This is a genomic window from Streptomyces violens (assembly GCF_000717745.1).
GTDB classification, from domain to species: domain Bacteria; phylum Actinomycetota; class Actinomycetes; order Streptomycetales; family Streptomycetaceae; genus Streptomyces; species Streptomyces violens.
Window position 1 is genome coordinate 14,037 of the sequence record NZ_JOBH01000005.1, and the last position, 23,094, is coordinate 37,130.

Sequence of the window (23,094 nt, forward strand, 5' to 3'; positions counted from 1 at the left end):
GAAGTCCGGCCGTGCCATGCGCCAGAATGGCGCACGTGCCTTTCCTGTTGCTGATCGAGGACGACGACGCCATCCGCACGGCCCTCGAACTCTCGCTGTCGCGCCAGGGTCACCGTGTGGTGACCGCGGCGACGGGCGAGGACGGCCTGAAACTGCTGCGTGAGCAGCGCCCCGACCTGATCGTCCTGGACGTGATGCTGCCGGGGATCGACGGTTTCGAGGTGTGCCGGCGGATCCGCCGTACGGACCAACTGCCCATCATCCTGCTGACCGCACGCAACGACGACATCGATGTGGTCGTCGGACTGGAGTCCGGCGCCGACGACTATGTCGTCAAGCCGGTGCAGGGGCGGGTGCTGGACGCCCGCATCCGGGCGGTGCTGCGCCGCGGCGAGCGCGAGTCGAGCGACTCGGCGACGTTCGGGTCGCTGGTCATCGACCGTTCGGCGATGACCGTCACCAAGAACGGCGAGGACCTCCAACTGACGCCGACCGAGCTGCGGTTGCTGCTGGAGCTGAGCCGCCGGCCCGGGCAGGCGCTGTCCAGACAGCAGCTGCTCCGCCTGGTGTGGGAGCACGACTACCTCGGCGACTCGCGCCTGGTGGACGCGTGTGTGCAGCGGCTGCGGGCCAAGGTGGAGGACGTACCGTCCTCGCCGACGCTCATCCGCACGGTCCGCGGGGTCGGTTACCGGCTGGACACCCCGCAGTGAGCGAACCGGCCCCGGGCCGGCTGCGCGGCGTCGCCTCGGGCCTGCTGCGCTGGACGAGCCTGCGGCTGCGCCTGGTCGTGGTCTTCGCGCTGGTGGCGCTGACCGCCGCGGTCTCGGCGTCCGGCATCGCGTACTGGCTCAACCGCAACACCGTGCTGGACCGCACGCAGAACGCCGCGCTGAAGGACTTCCGCACCCAGCTCGAGGAGCGCACGCGGTCGCTGCCGCTCCACCCGGCCTGCGAGGAACTGCGGGACGCCGCGCGCCAGATGGCCGCGGGGCCGCAGAACTACGCGGTACTGCTGCTGGCGAAGGACGGCGCGGGCAGGACCTGTACGGCCACCACCGACCGGGAACTGCTGAACCTGAAGACCGTGCCGGCGACGCTCCAGAAGGCAGTGGAGCAGCGACGCCCTGTGGACGCGTCGAACAAGGCGCCGTACCACCTGTACTGGCAGCGGCAGGAGATCGAGGACGACCCGTACTTCGTGGCCGGGGCGAAGCTGAACGGCGGCGGCCCGACCGGTTACATGCTGAAGTCGCTGGCCACCGAGCGGCAGGACCTGAACTCGCTCGCCTGGTCACTGGGCGTGGCGACGCTGCTCGCGCTGGTCGGCTCGGCGCTGCTGGCGCAGGCCGCCGCGACGACCGTACTGCGGCCCGTGCAGCGGCTCGGCACGGCCGCGCGCGAGCTGGGCGAGGGCAAGCTCGACACCCGGCTGCGGGTGACCGGCACCGACGAGCTGGCCGATCTCTCCCGTACGTTCAACAGGACCGCCGAGCGGCTGCAGCAGCGGGTGGAGGAGCTGAGCGCCCGGGAGGCGTCCTCGCGGCGGTTCGTCGCGGACATGTCGCACGAGCTGCGGACGCCGCTGACCGCGATCACGGCCGTGACGGAGGTCCTGGAGGACGAGGCCGAGTCGCTGGACCCGATGATCGCACCCGCGGTACAGCTCGTGGTCAGCGAGACCCGGCGGCTGAACGACCTGGTGGAGAACTTGATGGAGGTCACCCGCTTCGACGCGGGGACGGCGCGGCTGGTCCTGGACGACGTGGACGTCGCCGACCAGGTGACCGCGTGCATCGACGCGCGGGCCTGGCTGGACGCGGTGGAGCTGGACGCCGAGCGCGGCATCATGGCGCGGCTGGACCCGCGCCGCCTCGACGTGATCCTGGCGAATCTGATCGGCAACGCGCTCAAGCACGGCGGGTCGCCGGTGCGGGTCTCCGTGCGCACGGAGGGGGACTCCCTTCTGGTGCGGGTACGGGACCACGGGCCCGGTATCCCCGAAGAGGTACTGCCGCATGTCTTCGACCGGTTCTACAAGGCGAGTGCCTCCCGGCCACGGTCGGAGGGCAGCGGGCTGGGACTGTCGATCGCGCTCGAGAACGCGCACATTCACGGCGGTGAGATCACGGCCGCCAACTCCGAGGAGGGCGGCGCGGTCTTCACGCTGCGGCTCCCGAGGGACGCGTCGCGGCTGACGGCGGACGGGGAATCCGGCTCCGAGGCCGGCTCCGGGGCGTCCGCCGAGCGGAAGCGGCACGACGGCGGCAGCGACGGCGGCACGACTGCGGAGGGTGAGCGATGAGGCGGGCAGCCGCGCTCCTGGCGCTCGCCCTCACGGCCGCGGGCTGCGGCATCCGCGGCACGTCGGTGCCGGTGGACGCGGGCGGCGCGCCCTCACGGGTGAGCTGCCGGGCCGAGGAGCCGGCCGGGGTGCCCGAGGTGCCGGTCGGCGACCCGGTCAGGATCTACCTGGTGTGCAGCTCGGCGCTGGTCCCCGTGGAGCGGACCGTGTCGCTGCCCAAGGGCGGTACGTCCGAGGACCGGCCCGAGGTGGCCCGTACGCTCCTGGACGAGCTGCGGCAGCGGCCCGCGCCCGGCGAGGAGGACGCGGGCTTCGGCACGGCGGTACCGGACGACCTGACGGTGTCCGGGCCGCGCGCGGGCGACCCGGACGACGCGCTGCGGCTGAACATCCGCCCCGAGGACCTGCCGTCGTTCGCGCTCGCCCAGCTCGTGTGCACGTACGGGACGCGGCTGCCGGTGGACGGGAAGCGGGCCGCGGTGCTCGGCGGCCCGGACGACGCGCCGCCGCGCCACTACGAGTGCTCCGACGCCGTCCTGCGCCACCCGGACATCTCCCAGCACGCCGACTGGGGCAGCCCGGTACCGGACCCGGACGGGACGGACGGGGCGGACGGCAAGGGCTGAGCCCCGGCCCCGGTCCGGCTCCCGCTGTGCCCCGGCTGTGACCACGCGCACGGAACCGCTGCCGCCCGTCGCGACGTCTGGGCGGGTGTGCAGCGTCATGGCCCCGGCGGGATGGCCGGTTTCCGTATGCGCGCCGCGGGCTTCGTCCTCCTTCTGGCGCACCTGTCGATCGTCTACTCGGTGATGCTGCGTCCACGCGCGGTGCCCTGGGTACCGGCCGCCAATCTCCGGCCCCTGGAGACGATCCGCGCCGCGCTGGCGCTGGGGCCGTGGGAGGCCGTGCACCAGCTGGGCGGCGCGGTGCTGCTGATGGCGCCGCTGGGCGTGCTGCTGCCGCTCGCGGGCGGCCGGCTGACCGCCTCGGCGCTGGGCTCCTTCACCCGTACCGTCTTCACGGGCGCGATGATCGCGTGCGCCGTCGCGGTGCTGCAGGGCACGGTGCCCGGGCGGGTGCCGGACGTGGACGTGGTGCTGCTGAACACGCTCGGGGTGGCGCTGGCACACCTGGTGATCGTCCCTGTGGTCAGGGCCCGGCTCCGCCGTCGGGAGTACGCGGGGGCGGGGCCGACCCCGACGATCCCCAGGGTCGGTCTCGCTCCGCAGGCCGACGCACTGTCCGGCTCGCGGACCTAGCGTGGAGTCATCGGGTCGCACCGGAAGCGGACCCGGAAACCGAGCAAGGAGTCGAGCCCCATGGCCGCCGCACTGGTCCGCCCCCGCAACAACAGGATGATCGCCGGAGTCTGCGCGGGCCTGGCCCGGCGCTTCGGCACGACCCCCACCACGATGCGCGTGATCTTCGTGCTGTCGTGTCTGCTGCCCGGCCCGCAGTTCCTCGTCTACCTCGCGCTGTGGATCTTTCTCCCGACGGAGAAGAAGTACAGCGAAGCCTGGTGATCCGCGCGCGGTCCGTCGCTTCGGCCGGCCGCGCGCCGCAGTACCCGGGCACAGCCGCGCCCCGGTCCGTACGGATGCGTACGGGCCGGGGCGCGGTGCGTGGCGGCGTCTCAGCCCCCGAGGGGGAGGCCGCCGCCCACGGCCTTGGTGATGCCGCCGGCGGGCAGCCCGCCGAGGAGGTTCCCCTTGGCGTTCGTCGTGCTCTTGCCGCCGTCGTCGGAGGACGGCGCGGCCTGGCCGGTGAGGCTCTGCAGCGGGCCGCTGGCGGCACCGGTGACCGGCTCGGCCACGGAAGCGGCGGAGGCGGTGCCGGCCGCGGTGGCGGCGAAGGCCGCTCCGAGGGCCGCGGCACCGATGATCTTGACGGTTCCCTGCTTCATCAACTTTTGTCCTCGTGACGGGGTTTTGTCCGGCCACTGGACGCTAAAGACATGATCGCCCAAGCCGCAAACATCCCACATGCCCGGTTCGGCACCTCGGCGGACGGTCCGAACTCCCCGCCCCAGCACCTCACTCAGCGTCAGGACGCCCAGCTCACACGGACCCTGCGACGCCCTTCGGGAAGAGCCATTCCGACTTCAGCTCGGCGTAACCGGGCTTGATCACGTCGTTGATCATGGCCAGACGTTCATCAAAAGGAAGGAACGCGCTCTTCATCCCATTGACGGTGAACCACTGCATGTCGTCGAACGTGTACTGGAACGTCTTGACCAGGTGCTCGAATTCGCGCGACATGCTCGTGCCGCTCATCAAGCGGTTGTCCGTGTTGACCGTGAGCCGGAACTGCAGCCGGCGCAGCAGCCCGATCGGGTGCTCGGCGTACGAACTGGCCGCGCCGGTCTGGAGGTTCGAGGTCGGGCACATCTCCAGCGGAATGCGCTTGTCGCGCACGTACGACGCCAGCCGGCCCAGCTTCACGCCGCCGTCGTCGTCGACCTGGATGTCGTCGATGATCCGCACGCCGTGCCCGAGACGGTCGGCGCCGCACCACTGCAGCGCCTGCCAGATGGACGGCAGTCCGAACGCCTCGCCCGCGTGGATCGTGAAGTGGTTGTTCTCGCGCTTGAGGTACTCGAACGCGTCCAGGTGGCGGGTGGGCGGGTAGCCGGCCTCGGCGCCCGCGATGTCGAAGCCGACCACGCCCAGGTCGCGGTAGCGGTTGGCGAGTTCGGCGATCTCCAGGGCGCGGGCGGCGTGCCGCATCGCGGTGAGCAGCGCGCCGACACGGATGCGGTGGCCGTTGGCGCGCGCCCGCCGCTCGCCCTCCCGGAAGCCCTCGTTGACCGCCTCGACGACCTCTTCGAGGGTCAGCCCCTTCTCCAGGTGCTGCTCGGGCGCGTACCGGATCTCGGCGTAGACGACGCCGTCGGCGGCCAGGTCCTCGGCGCACTCGGCGGCCACCCTGGCCAGCGCGTCGCGGGTCTGCATGACGGCGCAGGTGTGCGCGAAGGTCTCCAGGTAGCGCTCCAGCGAGCCGGAGTCGGCGGCCTCGCGGAACCAGATGCCGAGCTTCTCGGAATCCGTCTCGGGCAGGCCGTCGTACCCGGTCTCGCGGGCGAGTTCGACGATCGTGGCGGGACGCAGACCGCCGTCGAGGTGGTCGTGGAGCAGCACCTTCGGCGCGCGGCGGATCTGCTCTGCGGTCGGGAGATTGCTGGTCTGGCTCGTCATTGCGGCACTGTAGCCCCTACGCGCGTAGAACGCACTAGCGATTCGGCCCCTTATCGGCGGGCGCCGAGTCGCTTCCGTACGGCTCACGGCCGGGCCGGCCACCGATACGGAACAGTGACCCGTACACGGGGTGGGCCACCGACCCCCCGTCTGCCATCGTTCATCCCATGGATGGGCAATCGTTGTCCGGGCGCACGGCCCGGCTGGGGAAACGACTGGGAGCGGGTACGGGACCGGCGGGCGACGCGGTGAACGCGGTCGCCCTCTTACTTCCCGAGGGCGGCGAGACGGGCACCGGGCGCCCCTCGCCGGTGGCCACGCTGACGGCCCGCGCGCTGGCCACGGGCCTGGCACGGGCCGGCCGCAGGGACGGGCTGACCACCCACGTCCTGCACTTCCGCTGCCGCGGCTGGAACGGGGACGCGGCCCACCCCGCGCAGGACGCGGAGTGGGCGGTGGCCGAGATCGTCCGCCGCTACGGCGACGTCCCGGTCTGCCTGATCGGTACGGGCACGGGCGCCCGGGCAGCGCTCCTCGCCGCCGGCCACCCGGCGGTCAACTCCGTTCTGGGCATCGCCCCCTGGCTCCCGGCCGGCCCGGCCACCACCCCGCCCGACCCGGTCAAACAGCTCGTCGGCCGCCGCGTACTGCTCGTACACGGCACCAACGACGAACGCGTCGACCCCGACCTGTCCTACCGCTACGCCGAGCGCGCCAAGAAGATCAACCGCGACACCTGCCGCTTCGAGGTCCACTCCGACGGCCACGGCCTCCACCAGCACCGCTCCGAAGTCCGCTCCCTCGCCGCCGACTTCGTCCTCGGCTCCCTCTTCCACCGCGCCTACTCCCGCCCCGTCCAGGACGCCATGGCCGCACCCCCACCCCTCGGCCTCCGCATGCCCCTGGCAGCGGGCTTCGGGGCGACACTGCGGGGGTGAGCCGGCTCCGGCCGGATTGTCAGTGGGGCGCGGTAGCTTCGGGAGCAGTGTGGCGGAGGTGGGGGAGGGGCCTCGTCACCGGGCTCCCGGGGCTTGCCCCTTGCGGGGAGAGGGAGGGGCCCTGCCAGGAAACATGCGAGCCGGGCCCCCACCACGACCGCCCCTCCCCCGCACCCACCCTCAATCCAGCAACTGCCCCCGCCGGCTCAGCAGGAACTTCTTGAATGCGGCCACCGGCGGGGTGTCCACATGGCCGTCCAGCCACGCGACGCCGATCTCGCGGACGGCGCGTGGGGCCGTGACGGTCAGTTCGACGACGCCCGGGCGCGGGACCGGCGGGGGTGGCAGCAGGGCGACGCCCAGACCCGCCGCGACCAGGCCGCGCAGCGTCTCGGCCTCCTCGCCCTCGAAGGCGACCTTCGGGGTGAAGCCGGCCTCGGCGCACAGCGCGTCGGTGATGCGGCGCAGCCCGAAGCCCGCTTCGAGGGTGACGAACAGCTCGTCGGCGGCCTCCGCGAGGCGGATGCGCTTGCGGGTGGCGAGGGGGTGGTCGTCGGGGACGACCAGGCGCAGCTTCTGTTCGTCCAGGCGGCGGGCGACCAGCTCGGGCGCGTCGGGGACCGGCGAGGTCAGGCAGAGGTCCAGGTCGCCCGCGCGGAGCCGGTCGAGCATGGCCTCGCCGTAGGTCTGTACGAGCTGGAAGCGGACCTTGGGGTGGTCGACGCGGAAGGTGCGCAGCAGGCCCGGTACGGTCTCGGAGCCGAGGGTGTGCAGGAAGCCAAAGGCGACCTTGCCGGCGGTCGGGTCGGCGTCGGCGCGTACGGACTCCGCGGCCCGTTCGATGTCGGTCAGGGCGCGCTCGACGGAGCCGAGGAAGGCGCGGCCCGCCGGGCTGAGGGAGAGCGTGCGGCCGTGCCGGGCGAAGAGCGCGACGCCCAGTTCCTCCTCCAGGCGGACGATGGCGCGGCTGAGGGTCGGCTGCGGCATGCCCAGTTCGTATGCGGCGCGCGTCACGTGTTCGTGCCTCGCCACCGCCTCGAACTGGGCGAGGCGGGGCGCGAGGGCCAGCGCCCAGGACGAATCAGGGATGTCTTTTCTGTTGCGAAGCTGCAACAGGGGCCGCTGTGAGCTGTGATCATGCCGCATGGCATCGATTATCGCGTTTCTATGCATTGGACGCATGAAACGCGTCCGCCGTACGTTCGAGCCATGCCTCCTGCTGATACCAGGGCGTCCGCCGAAACCCGCGCGGACGCCTCTGCCCTGTCGTCCACCACTGCCGATTCCGCCGCCACCGCTGCCGACCCCGAGGCCGGCAAGCTGCGGCCCGGGGGCCCCGGCTATCGCCGGATGAGCTTCGCCCTCTTCGCGTCCGGCATCTCCACCTTCGCCCTCCTGTACTCCACGCAGGCGCTGCTGCCCGCCATCTCCGACGACCTCGGGGTGACGCCGGACCAGGCCAGCTGGACCGTGTCGGCGGCGACCTTCGGCCTTGCGCTCGCGGTGCTGCCGCTGAGCGCCTGTTCCGAGCGGTTCGGCCGCCGCACGATGATGACGGTCTCGCTGAGCGTCGCCGCCGTGATCGCGATGCTGGTGCCGTTCGCCCCCTCCCTCGGGGCGCTGATCGCGCTGCGCGCGCTCCAGGGTGTCGCGCTGGCCGGCGTCCCGGCCTCGGCGATGGCCTTCCTGGCGGAAGAGGTACGGGCCAAGGCGCTGGTCGCCGCGGTGGGGCTGTTCGTCGCGGGCAACAGCATCGGCGGCATGTCGGGCCGGATCGTGACCGGCTGGGTCGCGCAGGCGTGGGGCTGGCGGGCCGGGCTCGCCGCGGTCGGTGTGATGGCCGTGGTGTGCGCGGTGGCGTTCCGGGTGCTGGTGCCCAAGGCCCGGCACTTCGTACCGAAGGCGGTCGGCCCCAAGGCACTCGGCAGGACGATCCTCGGCCACCTCTCCGACCCGCTCCTCTGCCGTCTGTACGCCATCGGCGCGCTGTTCATGACGGTGTTCGGCGCGGTGTACACGGTGATCGGGTACCGCCTGGTCGGCGAGCCGTTCTCGCTGCCGCAGGGCATCGCGGGCTCGGTCTTCCTGGTGTACCTCGTCGGCACGGTCTCCTCGGCCGCGGCGGGCCGCCTGGTCGGCCGGCTGGGTCGGCGCGGGGCGCTCTACCTCGCCGTGGGCACCACGGCCGCTGGCCTGCTCCTCTCCCTCGCCGACGTCCTGATCCTCGTCGTCCTCGGCCTGGTACTGATCACCGCCGGCTTCTTCGCGGGCCACGCGGTGGCGTCCTCGGCGGTCAGCCGCACGGCCAAGACGGCCCGCGCGCAGGCGTCGGCGCTGTACCAGAGCGCGTACTACGTCGGCTCCAGCGTGGGCGGCGCGCTCGGCGCGGCCGCCTTCCACGCCGGCGGCTGGCCCGCCACGGTCGCCCTCGGCCTCCTGGCCATGGTCGCGGCGGCGTCGGTCACCCTGTACGCCACCCGCAAGGCGGTCGTGGAACAGCGCGTACTGCACATGCAGAAGGCCGCGTAAGCGGCCCTGCCGAAAGCCCGAAGGGGCCGCCCCGCCACCTGTCCTGGCGGGACGGCCCCTTCGTCGTGTCAGTTCCCGCCGTAGGGGAAAAGGCCGGTGTCGATCGTGAGGCCGAAGGGTTCCGGGAGGTGGATCGCCTCGCCGAACTTCACCTTCTGGAGCTCCCGGTAGACGTCGCCCTGCGGCTCCCCGAAGAGCGTGACCGTCGGCCCGGGCGGGGCGAAGCGATCGATGAGGAGGTACAGCGGAACGGCTGCCTGCGCATAGGCAGCCGCCTTGTTGATCCGGTCGTAGCTCGCGTTGGACAGCGAAGTGACCTCGACGACCAGCTCGGCGGCTGTGAGCGGTACGGCGTTGCCCTCCTCCGCCTCGTCCACTGCCGCATGGGGGATCACGACGAGGTCCGGGATGTAGAGGCGGCCGTACGGGGGATGTGCGACCCCGAGAGTCTCGTAGGCCCCCCAATCCGCAGGCAGCACTGTGTACATCAAGCGATGAAGTGTCTCGGCAATTCGGTTGTGCGGCGCAGCAGGCGGTGGTGACACAACGATGATCCCCTCGATGATCTCCACCTTGCTGCCCTCAGGCCAGTCCGACTCCTCCCAGAACCGGAGAAGGTCGTCCCAGTGCCGACCCGGATCGGGATCGACGGGGAGTGCACTCATGGCGGTCTCCTTACTCGGTGCGTCACCGATCCCAGCATGCCGAACAGGACCCGAACCGGTCCACTGATGCCGTTCACCCGTACGAGGAAACCGCAGGTCAGGCGATACGTTCCAGCACGACGGGGGGCGGCGTGGCGGGCGCGGCGTCGGGGGCGATCAGGACGCCACCGTCCAGGGCTTCGAGCGCGGCGGGGAGTCGGTCCGGGGTGTCCGTGTGGAGGGTGAGGAGGGGCTGGCCCGCCTGCACGGCGTCGCCGGGTTTGGCGTGGAGTTCGATGCCGGCGGCGGGCTGTACCGGGTCCTCCTTGCGGGCGCGGCCGGCGCCGAGGCGCCAGGCGGACAGGCCGATGGCGTAGGCGTCGAGGGTGGTGAGGATGCCGGAGGAGGACGCGTTGACGGTGTGCTGTTCGCGGGCCACGGGGAGCGGCGCGTCGGGGTCGCCGCCCTGGGCCTGGATCATGCGGCGCCAGTGGTCCATCGCGGAGCCGTCGGCGAGGGCCTTGGCCGGATCGGCGTCGCCCAGCCCCGCCGCGTCCAGCATCTCGCGGGCGAGGGCGAGGGTGAGTTCGACGACGTCCGCCGGGCCGCCGCCCGCGAGGACCTCGACCGACTCCCGGACCTCCAGCGCGTTGCCCGCGGTCAGGCCGAGGGGGGTGGCCATGTTGGTGAGGAGGGCGGTGGTGCGTACGCCGTGGTCGGTGCCCAGTTCGACCATGGTGGCGGCCAGTTCGCGGGCGTCGTCGAGGTTCTTCATGAAGGCGCCGGAGCCGACCTTGACGTCGAGGACGAGGGAGCCGGTGCCTTCGGCGATCTTCTTGGACATGATGGAGGAGGCGATCAGGGGGATCGACTCGACCGTGCCCGTGACGTCGCGGAGGGCGTAGAGCTTCTTGTCGGCGGGGGCGAGGCCGGCACCGGCCGCGCAGACGACCGAGCCGACGTCCCCGAGAATCGCCAGCATCTCGTCGTTGGTGAGATCGGCGCGCCAGCCGGGGATGGCTTCGAGCTTGTCCAGCGTGCCGCCGGTGTGGCCGAGGCCCCGGCCGGAAAGCTGGGGTACGGCGGCGCCGCAGGCCGCGACCAGCGGCGCCAGCGGGAGGGTGATCTTGTCGCCGACGCCGCCGGTGGAGTGCTTGTCGGCGGTGGGGCGGGAGAGGGAAGAGAAGTCCATCCGTTCGCCGGAATTGATCATTGCGGCGGTCCAGCGGGCGATCTCCTTGCGGTTCATGCCGTTGAGGAGGGTCGCCATGGCGAGGGACGACATCTGCTCGTCGGCGACCTCGCCGCGGGTGTACGCGTCGATGATCCAGTCGATCTGGTCGTCGGTCAGCTCGGCACGGTCGCGCTTGGCGCGGATGACGGAGATGGCGTCCATCGGCTCTCCTTTGTTCAGCGGGACAGGTGTTCCGGGCCGAAGGCGTCCGGGAGGAGGTCGCTCAGGGGGCGGATGCCGGATTCCGTGTCGATCAGGAGGTCCGGGCCGCCGTGTTCGTACAGGAGCTGGCGGCAGCGGCCGCAGGGGATCAGGACCTTGCCGTACCGGTCCACGCACGCGAACGCGGTGAGCCGGCCGCCGCCGGTCGCGAACAGCTCGGAGATCAGGCCGCATTCGGCGCACAGGCCGAGGCCGTAGGAGGCGTTCTCCACGTTGCAGCCGGTGACGGTGCGGCCGTCGTCGACGAGCGCGGCCGCACCGACGGGATAGCCGGAGTAGGGCGCGTAGGCCCGGGACATCGCGTCCCGGGCCCGTTCGCGCAGCTTCTCCCAGTCGGGAGCTTCGGTCACGTGCGCGAGCCCCCTCGCTGTACGTCGGTCACTTGCCCTGGCCCCTTCGGTACGCCTTGCCGATGGCTTTCGGTGCCCGCAGTCGCTGGGCGGCCAGCGACAGGACCAGCAGCGTAGCGATGTACGGCGCCACGGAGACGATTTCCAGCGGGACCGTGTCGGTCGTGGCGTACCAGAGGCCGAGCAGGGCCGCGACGGCGATGCTGGCGATGCCCTGGACGCGGTGGCCGCCGCGCAGCTTCCAGACCGCGAGGCCGACGAGCAGCACCGCGAGCAGGAGGAGCAGGGCGTGCACGGTGGTGCCGCCGCCGCGGAGCTGGAAGGCGTCCATGAAGCCGAAGAGGCCCGCGCCCATGGCGACGCCGCCGGGCCGCCAGTTGCCGAAGATCATGGTGGCGAGGCCGATGTAGCCGCGGCCGCCGGTCTGGCCGTCCTGGTAGATGTGCACGTAGATGGCGAGGAACGCGCCACCGAGACCGGCCAGCGCGCCGGAGACGATCACCGCCGCGTACTTGTACGTGTAGACGTTGACGCCGAGGGACTCGGCCGCGACCGGGCTCTCGCCGCAGGACCGCAGCCGCAGTCCGAAGGACGAGCGCCACAGGACGAAGAAGCTGAGCGCGAAGACGGCCGCGGCCAGCACGGCGAGCCAGGAGACGTTCGTGACCAGCGAGCCGAGGATGCCGGCCAGGTCGGAGACCAGGAACCAGTGGTGCTTCTCGATGGAGAGCAGCCAGTCGGAGAGGCCGGGGACCGTGAAGGTCGGCATGTCGTCCATCGGCGGGGACTGCTTGTCGTTGCCGCCCGCCTGGGCCGCCGCGCTGCCTTCCGCGCCGAACCACAGCTTGGCGAGGAACTGGGTCAGGCCGAGCGCCATGATGTTGACGGCGACGCCGGAGATGATGTGGTCGACGCCGAAGGTGACGGTGGCGATCGCGTGGATCAGGCCGCCGAGCGCGCCGCCGAGGACGCCGGCCAGCGCCGCCGCCCAGGGTCCGTACTCCCAGCCGACGAAGCCGGCGGAGAACGCGCCGAGCATCATCATGCCTTCGAGGCCGATGTTGATGACGCCGGAGCGCTCGGCCCACAGGCCGCCGAGGCCGGCGAGGCCGATCGGCACGGCGGCGTTGAGGGCCGCGGTGTACTGGCCGGAGCCGGTGAGGTCGGTCGCGCCGGTGACGACGCGGAGCAGGGACAGCAGGACGAGGGCGCCCGCGATGATCAGCAGGACCTTGGGGTAGGTCAGCTTCGCGCGGAGGGCGGCGGGCTTGCCGCCCTTGCCGCCCGGGTCCTTCGCGACCGGGGCCGTGAGGTTCTGGCTCACGCGGACACCTCCGCCTTGTCGGTCTTGCGGGCCTGCGCGGCGAGCTCCTCGCCGACCTTGCGCTGCTGGATCCGCAGGCCGTAGCGGCGTACGACTTCGTAGGCGATGACCACGCACAGCACGATGACGCCCTGCATCACGCCGACGATCTCCTGCTCGTAGTCCTCGAACTCCAGCTGGGTGCCGGTGCGTTCCAGGAAGCCCCACAGCAGCGCGCCGGCGGCCATGCCGAGGGGGTGGTTGCGGCCGAGCAGCGCGATGGCGATGCCGGTGAAGCCGATGCCGACGGGGAAGTCGGTGCCGTAGTTGTGCGAGACGCCGAGCAGCGTCGGCATGCCGATCAGGCCCGCGGCGGCGCCGGAGAGCAGCATGGACGTGATGACCATGCGCTTGACGCTGACGCCGCCGGCCTGCGCCGCGGACTCCGACCGGCCGACCGTGCGGAGGTCGAACCCGAAGCGGGTGCGGCCGAGCACGAACCAGTACGCGAGGCCGACGACGGCCGCGACGACGAGGAAGCCGTCGAGCGGGTCGGGCTGGGTCGGGATCGTGAAGAAGTGGCTGGAGGCCGGGATGTTCGGGGTGTGGAAGAGGTTGCCGTCCTTGACCGCGAGCCGGCCTTCCTGGAGGAAGTAGCCGATCACGGCGGCCGCGATGGAGTTCAGCATGATGGTCGTGATGACCTCGCTGACCCCGCGGGTGGTCTTCAGTACGCCCGCGATGCCCGCCCAGACCGAGCCGACCAGCATCGCCACGATGATGATCAGCGGGATCTGGAGGAAGCCGGGGAGGGTGAGCGCGCCGCCGACGACCGCGGCGAAGAAGGCCGCGATGCGGTACTGGCCGTCCACGCCGATGTTGAAGAGGTTCATCCGGAAGCCGATGGCCACGGCCAGCGCGGAGAGGTAGTACGGCACCGCCTTGTTGATGATCCAGACCTGGCTGTCGCTCTTGGAGCCGAAGTCCACCATCACGGCGTAGGCGTGCAGCGGGTCCTTGCCGGTGGCCAGGATGATCACCGAGGTGATGACGAGGGCCGCGACGATGGCGAGGACCGGGGCCGCGATGCCCAGCGTGAGCTTCGTACGGTCGATCTTCTTCACTCCGCCGCACCTCCCCCGGTCTCCGCGCCGTCCTCGGCGTGTTCCAGATGGCCGCTGGCGGCGCCGGTCATGGCCGAGCCCAACTCCTCGGGAGTGATGGTGGCGGGGTCCGCGTCGGCGACCAGCCGGCCGCGGAACATCACCCGCAGGGTGTCGGACAGGCCGATCAGCTCGTCCAGGTCCGCGGAGATCAGCAGGACGGCCAGGCCCTCGCGGCGGGCCTCGCGGATCTGGTCCCAGATCTGCGCCTGCGCGCCGACGTCCACGCCGCGCGTGGGGTGCGCCGCGATCAGCAGCTTGGGGCGGTGGCTCATCTCGCGGCCGACGATCAGCTTCTGCTGGTTGCCGCCGGAGAGCGAGGCCGCGGTGACCTCGATGCCGGGGGTGCGGACGTCGTACTCGGCGACGATCCGCTCGGTGTCGGCGCGCGCCGCCTTCAGGTCCAGCAGCTTGCCCTTGGAGTTGGGCTTCTCGGTGACATGACCGAGGATGCGGTTCTCCCAGAGCGGGGCCTCCAGCAGCAGGCCGTGCCGGTGCCGGTCCTCGGGGACGTACCCGATGCCGTCCTCGCGCCGCTTGCGGGTGGGCGCGTGGCTGATGTCCGCGCCGTCCAGGGTGATGGTGCCGCCGTCCGGGTCGCGCATGCCCATGATGGCCTCGACCAGTTCGGCCTGGCCGTTGCCCTCGACGCCGGCGATGCCCAGGACCTCGCCCTTGTGGATGGTGAAGCCGATGCCGTCCAGGACGGCGCGCGTGACGCCGTCGGGGTCGGTGGCGCTCAGGTGCAGCCCGTCGACCGTCAGCATCGGGGTGTCGGTGACCGTGGACTCGCGGGTCTCCGGGGAGGGCAGTTCGCTGCCGACCATCAGCTCGGCGAGCTGCTTGGGGGTGGTGTCGGCCGGTGCCACGGAGGCGACGGTCGTGCCGCGCCGGATGACGGTGATGTCGTCGGCGACGGAGAGCACTTCACCCAGCTTGTGCGAGATGAAGATGACGGTGAGGCCCTCGGCCTTGAGCTCACGCAGGTTGTCGAAGAGCGCGTCGACCTCCTGCGGGACCAGGACGGCCGTCGGCTCGTCGAGGATGAGCGTACGGGCGCCTCGGTAGAGGACCTTGAGGATCTCCACGCGCTGCCGGTCGGCGACGCCGAGGTCCTCGACCAGGACGTCGGGGCGTACGTTCAGCCCGTACCGGTCGGAGACCTCGAGAACGGCCTTGCGGGCCGCCGCGCCGATGCCGTGCAGCTTCTCGGCGCCCAGGACGATGTTCTCCAGGACGGTGAGATTGTCGGCGAGCATGAAGTGCTGGTGCACCATGCCGATACCGCGGGCGATGGCGTCGGCGGGGCTCGCGAAGCTCACCTGCTCGCCGTCGATCGCGATGGTGCCCTCGTCCGGCTTCTGCATGCCGTAGAGGATCTTCATCAGGGTGGACTTGCCCGCGCCGTTCTCCCCGACCAGGGCGTGCACGGTGCCGCGCCGGACGGTGATGCCGATGTCGTGGTTGGCGACGACGCCGGGGAACCGCTTGGTGATGCCGCGGAGTTCGACGGCAGGGGCCGCGGCGGGGGCGCGCTCTGCCGGGGGGCTGCTGGACGCTGTGATGGCGCACTCTCCTCGGAGAGAAGGAGCGAGGGCGGGGCGGAGCAGGGCCCCGCCCTCGGACACAGGCTCGTGGAGCTCTTACTTGGCGGGGTTCTCGGCGACCTTGACCTTGCCGTCGACGATCCGCTTCTTCGCCGCGTCCAGTTCGTCCTTGAGGTCGTCGATGTGGCCGCCGGAGGTGGCCAGGCTGACGCCGTCCTGCTTCAGCGTGAGGTGGACGGTGCCGGTCAGCGGCTTGCCGTCCTTGACGCTCTTGATCACGTCGTAGACCGCCACGTCGACGTTCTTCACGACGGAGGTCAGGATCTGGTCCTTGTACTTGGCCAGGCCCGGCTGCTCGTACTGGTCGGAGTCCACGCCGATCGCCCAGGCGCCCTTCTTGCCGGCGACCATCTCGATCGCGCCGGCGCCGGACTGGCCCGCCGCGGAGTAGATGACGTCCTTGCCGTCGTCGAGCATGCCCTTGGCCTTGCCCTTGGCGGCCGCCGGGTCGTTGAAGCCCTTGTCGTCGTTGGCGTAGAGGTACTGGGACGTGACCTTGACCTTCGGGTCGGTGTCCTTGACGCCCTGCTCGAAGCCGGCCTGGAACTTCTGGATCAGCGCGTTGTTCACACCGCCGATGAAGCCGACCTTCTTGGTCTTGGTCTTCAGGGCCGCGGCGACGCCGGCGAGGTAGGAGCCCTCGTTCTCGGCGAAGTTGATGCCGTAGACGTTCTTGGCGGTGGACGCGGAGTCCACGACCGCGAAGGTCGTCTTGGGGAACTTCTTGGCGACCTTGTTGATGGAATTGCCGTAGTTGAAGCCGACGCCGATGACGGGGTTGAAGCCGGCCTCCGCGAGGGAGGTGAGCCGCTGCTCGCGGTCGGCCTCCGTCTCGCCGTTCTTGGCGGTCATGAGCTTGGACTTCACGCCCAGCTCCTTCTCGGCCTTGTCCGTGCCGCGGGCGGCCGCCTCGTTGAACGAGTGGTCGTCCCGGCCGCCGACGTCGAAGGCGAGGCCGACGCCCTTGTTCTTGCCGGCGGCCTCCGTGGAGGATTCACCGCATGCGGTCAGCGAACAGGCGAGGGCCGCGGAGGCTATACCCGCGGCAGCGATCTTGGTTACCCGGCGCACGAGGGGTCCCCTTCGGCTCGTAGCGCCTCCTACGGCGCTGATTCCGCCGCATCGTAACGCGCGTAGATGCCAGATAAAGGGGTGTCTGGAAGCCGTTATCGGATCGTCGCGAAGCGCGGCCGACGGCTGTGTTTACAGCACGTTGCGGTCGAGCAACGCGGCGGCCGTGAACAGTTCGACGCCCACCCGGACCGCCTCTTCGTCGACGTCGAAGTCGCCCTGGTGCAGGTCGCGTCCGACGGGGTCGCCGACCGGCTTCACGCCCAGGCGCGCCATCGCGCCCGGCACCTTCTCCAGGTACCAGGAGAAGTCCTCGCCGCCGAGGGACTGCTCGGTGTCCTCCACCGACTCGGGGCCGCGGCGGGCCGCCATGGCGTTCTGCAGCAGCGAGGTGGTCATCGGCTCGTTGACCACCGGCGGGACTCCGCGCACGTACGTGATCTGGGACTTGGCGCGGTGCAGCGTGGCGATCTCGTCGATCGCGGCGTAGACCAGGTCCGGCGCCTGCCGCCAGGCCTCCAGGTCCAGGCAGCGGACCGTGCCGGACAGCTCGGCGCGCTGCGGGATGACGTTGCACGCGTGGCCGGTCTCCAGGCGGCCCCAGGTCACGGCGAGCCCGGCGCGGGCGTCGACCCGGCGGGCGATCAGCGAGGGCACGTCGACGGCGACCCGTGCGGCGGCGGTGACCAGATCGGTGGTCAGATGCGGGCGGGCCGTGTGGCCGCCGGGGCCCTCCAGCGCGACCTCCAGCCGGTCGCAGGCGGAGGTGATCGGGCCGGTCCGCAGCCCGATCCGGCCCACCTCGACCTTCGGGTCGCAGTGCACCGCGAGGATGCGGCCGACGCCTTCCAGGACGCCGCAGTCGATCGCGTCGGTGGCGCCGCCGGGCAGCACCTCCTCGGCGGGCTGGAACAGCAGCCGTACGGGGCCGGGCAGCAGGCCCTGCGCCGCGAGGTCGGCGAGCACCAGCCCGGCGCCGAGCACGACGGTGGTGTGCACGTCGTGGCCGCAGGCGTGGGCGCGGTCGGGCACCGTGGAGCGGTAGTCGACGGTCTTGGTGTCCGGGATGGGCAGCGCGTCGATGTCGGCCCGCAGCGCGAGCATGGGGCGCCCGGCGGCCGGTGTCGTACCGGGGTCCCTGCCGATGTCGCAGATCAGCCCCGTACCGGTGTCCAGCACCCGCGGGGCGAGGCCGGCCTTCTCCAGCCGCGCCTTGAGCGCCGCGGTGGTCCGGAACTCCTGATTCCCCAGCTCTGGATGCATGTGCAAGTCCCGCCGGAAGGCGATGAGTTCGGCGAGCAACTCCTCGGTGAGCGCTCCGGGCAGGGAACCGTGTACAGGGCTGGCATCGGCTTCGGGTCCGCGGGACATCAGTTGGTTCACCCGCTGAAGGTTACGGGGCCGAGCGGGGCAACTGTCCGTCGATCAACAAAAGTTCAGCCCGTTAGGGGAAGACAATCTAGGCCGCCCGGCGCATGGACAGGTCATCGAGGGGGTATGACCAAGGGTTTCACACAGCGGCGAATCCCAAACACCGATCTTGTCCGCGAGGCCTGTCCCGGCGCCCGTCCGCAGCTCTTCAGAAGCTCCCGGCGTAGGTGAGTCGCTGCACGTCACGGGCGGTGCCGGTGACGCCGGAGAGGAATCCCTGGGCGCGCGGGGACGCCTTGGTGGTGAGCCAGGCCGGGTCCACGTCGCACACCGCGACCTTCACTCCCGTGCCGACGAGCGCGAGCGGCAGGGTGTGCACCACGGTGGACGGGAAGCTGAGGATCGTGCGGCCGATCGGGCCGCGCCGGGCGATCAGTTCGAGCGGCAGGTCGGGCCGGACGATCTCCAGCCCGGTGGCGGCCTCCAGCGCGTGCAGCTTGTCGGCGCTCTCCCTGCGGTGCGCGAAGTAGCGGGTGGCGCCGTGCGTACGGGCCAGGGCGCGGACGGCCGCGAGGTAGTGGTCCGGGTCGACGACGCCGGTCTCGACCAGGGAGGTGCCGACGATGTCGGTGCCGCGGGTGAGCCTGGGCGGGCCGAAGCGGGCCCGGGTCCAGGAGAAGTCGTTGGCGGTGACCGTCACGCCCGGCGGGGGCTCGACGGGCATCGAGGAGAAAACTCCGACGCTACGGCTGCCCGTACGGCGGTCGCTGTCCGGTACGGGGGTGAGCCGGCGGCGTGCGGTGGCGGAGAACGGCGCGAAAACGAGGTCGCGCGCGCCGCGGCTGCCGCCGCTGCGGTGCCAGCGCACCAGCCGCTCGCCGCGCGCCAGCTGGGAGATGAACTCCATGGTCGCGGTGCCGTCGTCGACCACGACGAGGTCCCGGGCCCGGGCCAGCGTCAGCAGTAGCTGGACGTAGCGCGAGAACGGGTCGCCGATGACGATGCGGCGGGCGCGGCGCAGCAGCGGGGCCAGGCCCCCGATGGTCCGCAGGGGGGCGGCCGCGCCGCCGCGCGCCTCCTCCCAGCGGACCGTGCAGCCCTCGTCCCGGGCCAGCTCCGCCATCCGGCGCAGCTGGCCACGGGTCATCGGGTCGTGCGGGGAGAGCACGACGACGGTGAGCGCACCGGCCTCCATGGCCTGCGCAGTTTTCGCTCCGTACGCCCATTCCAGGACGTTCAGGAGCTGCACCGGGCTCTCGACGAAGGCGAGGGTGGTGCCGGCGGCGTCCGAGTTCCGCCGGAACACCCTGCGGGGGCGGGCGGCCCTGCGGGAGTCAGGGCTGCCCGCCGCCTCCTGGGCCGGGTCCCCACACCCGGCCTCGGGGACAGGGCGCCGGGCCCCGCCTGCTGCGCTCACGGTGTCGTCGCGCTTTCTGTTCAGACCGAGACCGGCTCGCGGTCGGCCTCGGCGGCCTCGGTCTCGGCGACGACGCCCGCGACGCGGCGGAGCTTCTTCATCGGGCCGAGCTCGCTCTCGTACACCTTCTTGACGCCGTCACCGAGGGACTCCTCGATGGTGCGGATGTCGCGGACCAGGCGGGTCAGACCGCCCGGCTCGACGGAGGCGGCCTGGTCGGAGCCCCACATCGCGCGGTCGAGGGTGATGTGGCGCTCGACGAAGGTGGCGCCGAGGGCGACGGCGGCGAGGGTGGTCTGCAGGCCGGTCTCGTGGCCGGAGTAGCCGATCGGGACGTTCGGGTACTCGTCCTGCAGAGTGTTGATCATCCGCAGGTTCAGCTCCTCGGCCTTGGCCGGGTAGGTGCTGGTGGCGTGGCAGAGCAGGATGTTGTCGCTGCCCAGGACCTCGACCGCGTGGCGGATCTGCTTCGGAGTGGACATACCGGTGGAGAGGATGACCGTACGGCCGGTGGCGCGCATGGCCTTCAGCAGCTCGTCGTCGGTCAGCGAGGCGGAGGCGACCTTGTAGGCCGGAACCTCGAACTTCTCCAGGAAGTCGACCGACTCGACGTCCCACGGGGAAGCGAACCAGTGGATGTTGCGCTTCTTGCAGTAGTCCGCGATGGCGCGGTAGCCGTCCTCGTCGAACTCCACGCGGTGGCGGTAGTCGATGTAGGTCATCCGGCCCCAGGGGGTGTCGCGCTCGATCTCCCACTGGTCGCGCGGGGTGCAGACCTCGGGGGTGCGCTTCTGGAACTTCACGGCGTCGCAGCCGGCGTCCGCGGCGGCGTCGATCAGCGCGAACGCGTTCTCCAGGTCGCCGTTGTGGTTGATGCCGATTTCACCGGTGACGTAGACGGGGTGGCCGGGGCCGACGAGGCGGTCACCGATGGTGCGAACGCGGTTGTTGCTGGTCATCTTGGGGAGTTCCTTCTTCACTAGGGGTTCTCTGGGCTACGGGTGGTGGGTGCGGCTCAGAGAGACGGGCCGAGGATCCACGAGGCGATCTCGCGGATCGCGCCGTTTCCTCCGGGAGTCGAGGTGACGGCGCGTGCAGCGCCACGCACGACGTCGTGTGCACTGGAGACCGCCACGGGCCAGCCGACGAGGCCGAAGCACGGGAGGTCGTTGACGTCGTTGCCGACGTAGAGCACGCGCTCCGGCGCGATGCCCTGGTCCTCGCACCACTGCTTGAGCGCGAGGTCCTTGCGGTCGATGCCGTGCAGGACCGGGATCTTGAGCTTCCTGGCCCGGGCGGCGACGACCGGGTTCTGTTCCGTGGACAGGATGAGCATCTTCAGCTCTGCCTTGCGCAGAGCTGCGATGCCCAGGCCGTCGCCGCGGTGCACGGCGACGATCTCCCGTCCGTCGGAGTCGATCAGCACCCTGTCGTCGGTCTGGGTGCCGTCGAAGTCGATGACGACCGCGTCGATGTCGTCGCGGGTCGGCAGGGCGCCCGGCCGGGGGCCGTCCAGCAGGGGCGCGAGGGCGCGGGCGCGGGCCAGGTCGTGCGGGTCGTCGACCTCCAGCACGCGGGCCGGGTCGGTGCGCACGAGTTCGGTACGGCCGAAGAAGCGGTGGCCCGCGGTGCGGAAGCCCGCCGCGTCCATGGCGTACGCGGCGCCGGTCTCCAGGAGGTCCTGGGGGCGGTCCTGGCGGCGCGGCCGGAAGGACTTGTCGTGGTTGACGCCGTAGCCGCCCTCGGTCGTGGTGGTGACGGTGGCCACCGGGGCGTCCTGCCCGTCCGCCGTCCGCGCGTCACGGCCGGCGCCGATGCCCGAGGCCGCGTCGTCCGCCGCGTCCCGCCACACGAAGCCGTGGAAGGGGGCGACGGTCAGCGCGGAGTCGGCGCCCTGCTCGACGACCGCGGACGCGACGCCGTCGATGTCCTCGCGGGCGATGAAGGGGCTGGTGCACTGGACGAGGAGGACCGCGTCGACGGCGGTGCCGTGCTCGGTCTCGTACGCGTCCATGGCGTGCAGGACGGCGGCCTCGCTGGTGGCGGTGTCGCCGGCGATGGCGCCGGGGCGGCGGACGATCACGGCGCCCGCGCCGCGCGCCGTCGCGGCGATCGCGTCGTCGTCGGTGGAGACCACGACGTCGGTGATCAGGCGGGACGCCAGGCACTCGCGCACGGCGCGGGCCACCAGCGGCACGCCGCCGACGGCGGCCAGGTTCTTGGCGGGCACACCCTTCGATCCGCCTCTGGCGGGGATGACGGCCACCACGGTGGGCCGGTCGGTCTGCGGCATCTCAGGCTCCTTCCGGAGACCGGTAGAGGGGGAGTTCACAGCTGGCCCCAGCGGCGGATGGCGGGGGCGACGCGCTGGACGCCGTGCCGGTAGGCGCCGCGGGCCGCCTCGCGGACGGTGTCGCGGGCCATCCGGCGCAGTCCCGTGGGCTCCGCGGCCTCGGCCGCGTAGCCGGGCAGCGGCTCACCCGTCGCGTCCAGGCCGTGCCGGGCGAGGATCCCGGGCAGATAGCCGGGGGCCGTACGGGGCGTGTAGTACGGGGCGAGCGGCGGCAGCGCGTCGGCGTCGCACAGCTCGGTGACTCGGGCGCGGGCCGCGTCGAAGGCGTTCTCGTACGTACCGTCGGCGCAGACACCCTGGCGGGCCAGCCACTCCGGGTCCGGCTCGGGCAGGTACCCGGCGTCCAGCTCGTCCCAGGAGGCCAGGCAGCCGGAGCCGAGGAAGTGGTGGTTGCCCAGCGCCTCGCGGATGCCGAGGTCGGTGAGGACGGCGGTGGGGACGCCGCGGTGCAGGGACTCCAGCGCGGCGGTCGAGGAGACCGTGACCATCAGGTCGGTGCGGTCCAGGACCTCGCCCATGTTCCCGTACACCAGGCGGCAGTTGGCGGGCAGTCCGCCGGGGATCCTGGCCGCGAGCTTCTGGTACGGCAGTTCCTCGATGTGCGTGGTGTGCTCGCCCGGCTTGCTGCGGAGCTTGATCAGCACCTCGCGGCCGGGGTGCCGGCGGGCGTGCTCGGCGGCGCGGTGCAGCAGGTAGGCGCGGTCGTTGCGGTTGTCGGGCACGGAGGGCTGGACGGCGAAGACGACGGTGCGCACCTCGCCGGTGCCGTCGGCGCCCTTCGTACGGTCGTGCCGGGCGCCGCCCAGGAAGGGCAGTGCGCACTCCACGACGCTGCGCTCGTCCGCGTTGACGCCCCGGTAGACCGCGCGGAAGCGGTCCGCGTCGTGCCGGGAGTTGGCGAGCACCACGTCGGCGCCGTGCCGCAGCAGCAGCCCGTCGGCGAGCTTCTCGTAGACCACGCCGACGTAGCCGGTGACGACGACGGGGCGGCGGGCGCTGCCCTCCCAGGCGCGGGCCAGGCCGTGCAGCATCGCCTGCACCGCGCCGCCCACGCAGGACAGCAGGACCACGTCGTAGCCGGTACGGTCGATGGACCGCACGAAGTCGACCCCGCGGATCTCGCGCAGCGTGTCCGCCCGGGCCCCGACCTCGTCGAGCTGGCGGACCGTGGGGGTGGCGCGGCCGCGGAGCAGAAAGCCGTCGAGCCGGCAGCCGGGCTGGAGACGGTGCGCCGTGAGGGCGCCCCATTTCCACCGGGTGTCCGAGTCGGCGAGCACCGCGACCCGCGGCTGAGAAGGTGTACGTGATGGCACGTCGAAGACGCTAGGAAGGCATTTCGATTCGCGGGCCAACCAGGGCGCAACAAAGGGTTAACAGCACATCGACGAACGGC

The 23,094-nt window shown here is 71.6% G+C and carries 22 protein-coding genes; 7 read left to right on the forward strand and 15 right to left on the reverse strand.

The window, feature by feature from the left end; translation table 11 throughout:
• The first annotated feature begins 35 nt into the window (after nucleotides 1-35).
• The 5 genes from afsQ1 to IF04_RS0110835 all read left to right on the forward strand — a co-directional run bounded on the left by afsQ1 (nucleotide 36) and on the right by IF04_RS0110835 (nucleotide 3,828).
• Complete coding sequence (gene afsQ1 / locus IF04_RS0110815; RefSeq protein ID WP_131124765.1) at nucleotides 36-713, forward strand: two-component system response regulator AfsQ1; 678 nt, start codon at nucleotides 36-38, stop codon at nucleotides 711-713.
• Nucleotides 611-2,305, forward strand: a complete 1,695-nt coding sequence (locus tag IF04_RS0110820; protein ID WP_078600154.1) for a sensor histidine kinase — start codon at nucleotides 611-613, stop codon at nucleotides 2,303-2,305. Before afsQ1 ends, IF04_RS0110820 begins: the two co-directional genes overlap by 103 nt.
• Nucleotides 2,302-2,931, forward strand: a complete 630-nt coding sequence (locus IF04_RS0110825; RefSeq protein WP_051831091.1) for a hypothetical protein — start codon at nucleotides 2,302-2,304, stop codon at nucleotides 2,929-2,931. Before IF04_RS0110820 ends, IF04_RS0110825 begins: the two co-directional genes overlap by 4 nt.
• Nucleotides 2,932-3,042: 111 nt before the next feature.
• Complete coding sequence (locus IF04_RS0110830; RefSeq protein ID WP_245654367.1) at nucleotides 3,043-3,564, forward strand: VanZ family protein; 522 nt, start codon at nucleotides 3,043-3,045, stop codon at nucleotides 3,562-3,564.
• A 60-nt stretch (nucleotides 3,565-3,624) separates the two neighbouring features.
• Nucleotides 3,625-3,828: a PspC domain-containing protein gene (locus IF04_RS0110835; RefSeq protein WP_030254046.1), complete on the forward strand. Its 204-nt coding sequence runs from the start codon at nucleotides 3,625-3,627 to the stop codon at nucleotides 3,826-3,828.
• A 110-nt stretch (nucleotides 3,829-3,938) separates the two neighbouring features.
• On the opposite strand, the gene IF04_RS0110840 is transcribed toward IF04_RS0110835, so the two are convergent.
• Both IF04_RS0110840 and IF04_RS0110845 read right to left on the reverse strand, forming a co-directional pair.
• Nucleotides 3,939-4,208, reverse strand: coding sequence for a hypothetical protein (locus IF04_RS0110840; RefSeq protein WP_030254048.1), 270 nt, complete (start codon nucleotides 4,206-4,208; stop codon nucleotides 3,939-3,941).
• A 154-nt stretch (nucleotides 4,209-4,362) separates the two neighbouring features.
• Nucleotides 4,363-5,499, reverse strand: coding sequence for an adenosine deaminase (locus IF04_RS0110845; protein ID WP_030254050.1), 1,137 nt, complete (start codon nucleotides 5,497-5,499; stop codon nucleotides 4,363-4,365).
• 167 nt (nucleotides 5,500-5,666) lie between these two features.
• Between IF04_RS0110845 and IF04_RS0110850 the strand changes: the two genes are divergently transcribed.
• Entirely contained in the window at nucleotides 5,667-6,437 is a 771-nt protein-coding gene (locus tag IF04_RS0110850; protein ID WP_078600156.1) for an alpha/beta hydrolase, read from the forward strand.
• Between the two features lie 180 nt (nucleotides 6,438-6,617).
• Here IF04_RS0110850 and IF04_RS0110855 read toward each other — a convergent pair whose 3' ends face one another.
• Nucleotides 6,618-7,583: a LysR family transcriptional regulator gene (locus IF04_RS0110855; RefSeq protein WP_037959097.1), complete on the reverse strand. Its 966-nt coding sequence runs from the start codon at nucleotides 7,581-7,583 to the stop codon at nucleotides 6,618-6,620.
• Nucleotides 7,584-7,646: 63 nt separating this feature from the next.
• On the opposite strand from IF04_RS0110855, the gene IF04_RS0110860 reads away from it, so the two are divergent.
• Nucleotides 7,647-8,966, forward strand: coding sequence for an MFS transporter (locus IF04_RS0110860; RefSeq protein WP_030254057.1), 1,320 nt, complete (start codon nucleotides 7,647-7,649; stop codon nucleotides 8,964-8,966).
• Between the two features lie 68 nt (nucleotides 8,967-9,034).
• Here the strand turns inward: IF04_RS0110860 and IF04_RS0110865 are convergent, their stop codons facing one another.
• The 12 genes from IF04_RS0110865 to IF04_RS0110920 form a co-directional block, all read right to left on the reverse strand.
• On the reverse strand, nucleotides 9,035-9,631 hold the full coding sequence (locus IF04_RS0110865) for a Uma2 family endonuclease (protein ID WP_030254059.1): 597 nt from the start codon (nucleotides 9,629-9,631) through the stop codon (nucleotides 9,035-9,037).
• Nucleotides 9,632-9,728: 97 nt separating this feature from the next.
• Nucleotides 9,729-11,006 (reverse strand): thymidine phosphorylase, encoded by a 1,278-nt coding sequence (locus IF04_RS0110870; RefSeq protein ID WP_030254061.1) that lies wholly within the window; start codon nucleotides 11,004-11,006, stop codon nucleotides 9,729-9,731.
• A gap of 14 nt (nucleotides 11,007-11,020) precedes the next feature.
• Nucleotides 11,021-11,365 carry a cytidine deaminase gene (locus IF04_RS0110875; RefSeq protein ID WP_245654375.1) on the reverse strand — a complete coding sequence of 115 codons (345 nt, stop codon included), beginning with the start codon at nucleotides 11,363-11,365 and terminating at the stop codon, nucleotides 11,021-11,023.
• Nucleotides 11,366-11,444: 79 nt separating this feature from the next.
• Nucleotides 11,445-12,740, reverse strand: a complete 1,296-nt coding sequence (locus IF04_RS0110880) for an ABC transporter permease (protein WP_030254065.1) — start codon at nucleotides 12,738-12,740, stop codon at nucleotides 11,445-11,447.
• Nucleotides 12,737-13,843 (reverse strand): ABC transporter permease, encoded by a 1,107-nt coding sequence (locus IF04_RS0110885; protein ID WP_030254067.1) that lies wholly within the window; start codon nucleotides 13,841-13,843, stop codon nucleotides 12,737-12,739. The genes IF04_RS0110880 and IF04_RS0110885 overlap by 4 nt, the downstream gene beginning before the upstream one ends.
• Entirely contained in the window at nucleotides 13,840-15,510 is a 1,671-nt protein-coding gene (locus IF04_RS0110890) for an ABC transporter ATP-binding protein (protein WP_425428380.1), read from the reverse strand. Before IF04_RS0110890 ends, IF04_RS0110885 begins: the two co-directional genes overlap by 4 nt.
• 15 nt (nucleotides 15,511-15,525) lie before the next feature.
• Nucleotides 15,526-16,560, reverse strand: a complete 1,035-nt coding sequence (locus IF04_RS0110895; protein WP_030254072.1) for a BMP family lipoprotein — start codon at nucleotides 16,558-16,560, stop codon at nucleotides 15,526-15,528.
• 132 nt (nucleotides 16,561-16,692) lie between these two features.
• On the reverse strand, nucleotides 16,693-17,931 hold the full coding sequence (locus tag IF04_RS0110900; RefSeq protein ID WP_030254074.1) for an amidohydrolase: 1,239 nt from the start codon (nucleotides 17,929-17,931) through the stop codon (nucleotides 16,693-16,695).
• A 208-nt stretch (nucleotides 17,932-18,139) separates the two neighbouring features.
• Nucleotides 18,140-19,348, reverse strand: a complete 1,209-nt coding sequence (locus IF04_RS0110905; protein ID WP_425428381.1) for a hypothetical protein — start codon at nucleotides 19,346-19,348, stop codon at nucleotides 18,140-18,142.
• 20 nt (nucleotides 19,349-19,368) lie between these two features.
• Complete coding sequence (locus IF04_RS0110910; RefSeq protein ID WP_030254079.1) at nucleotides 19,369-20,307, reverse strand: N-acetylneuraminate synthase family protein; 939 nt, start codon at nucleotides 20,305-20,307, stop codon at nucleotides 19,369-19,371.
• Nucleotides 20,308-20,363: 56 nt separating this feature from the next.
• On the reverse strand, nucleotides 20,364-21,641 hold the full coding sequence (locus IF04_RS0110915) for an acylneuraminate cytidylyltransferase (RefSeq protein WP_030254082.1): 1,278 nt from the start codon (nucleotides 21,639-21,641) through the stop codon (nucleotides 20,364-20,366).
• A gap of 35 nt (nucleotides 21,642-21,676) precedes the next feature.
• Nucleotides 21,677-22,978: a DUF6716 putative glycosyltransferase gene (locus IF04_RS0110920; RefSeq protein WP_030254083.1), complete on the reverse strand. Its 1,302-nt coding sequence runs from the start codon at nucleotides 22,976-22,978 to the stop codon at nucleotides 21,677-21,679.
• Nucleotides 22,979-23,094: the final 116 nt, after the last annotated feature.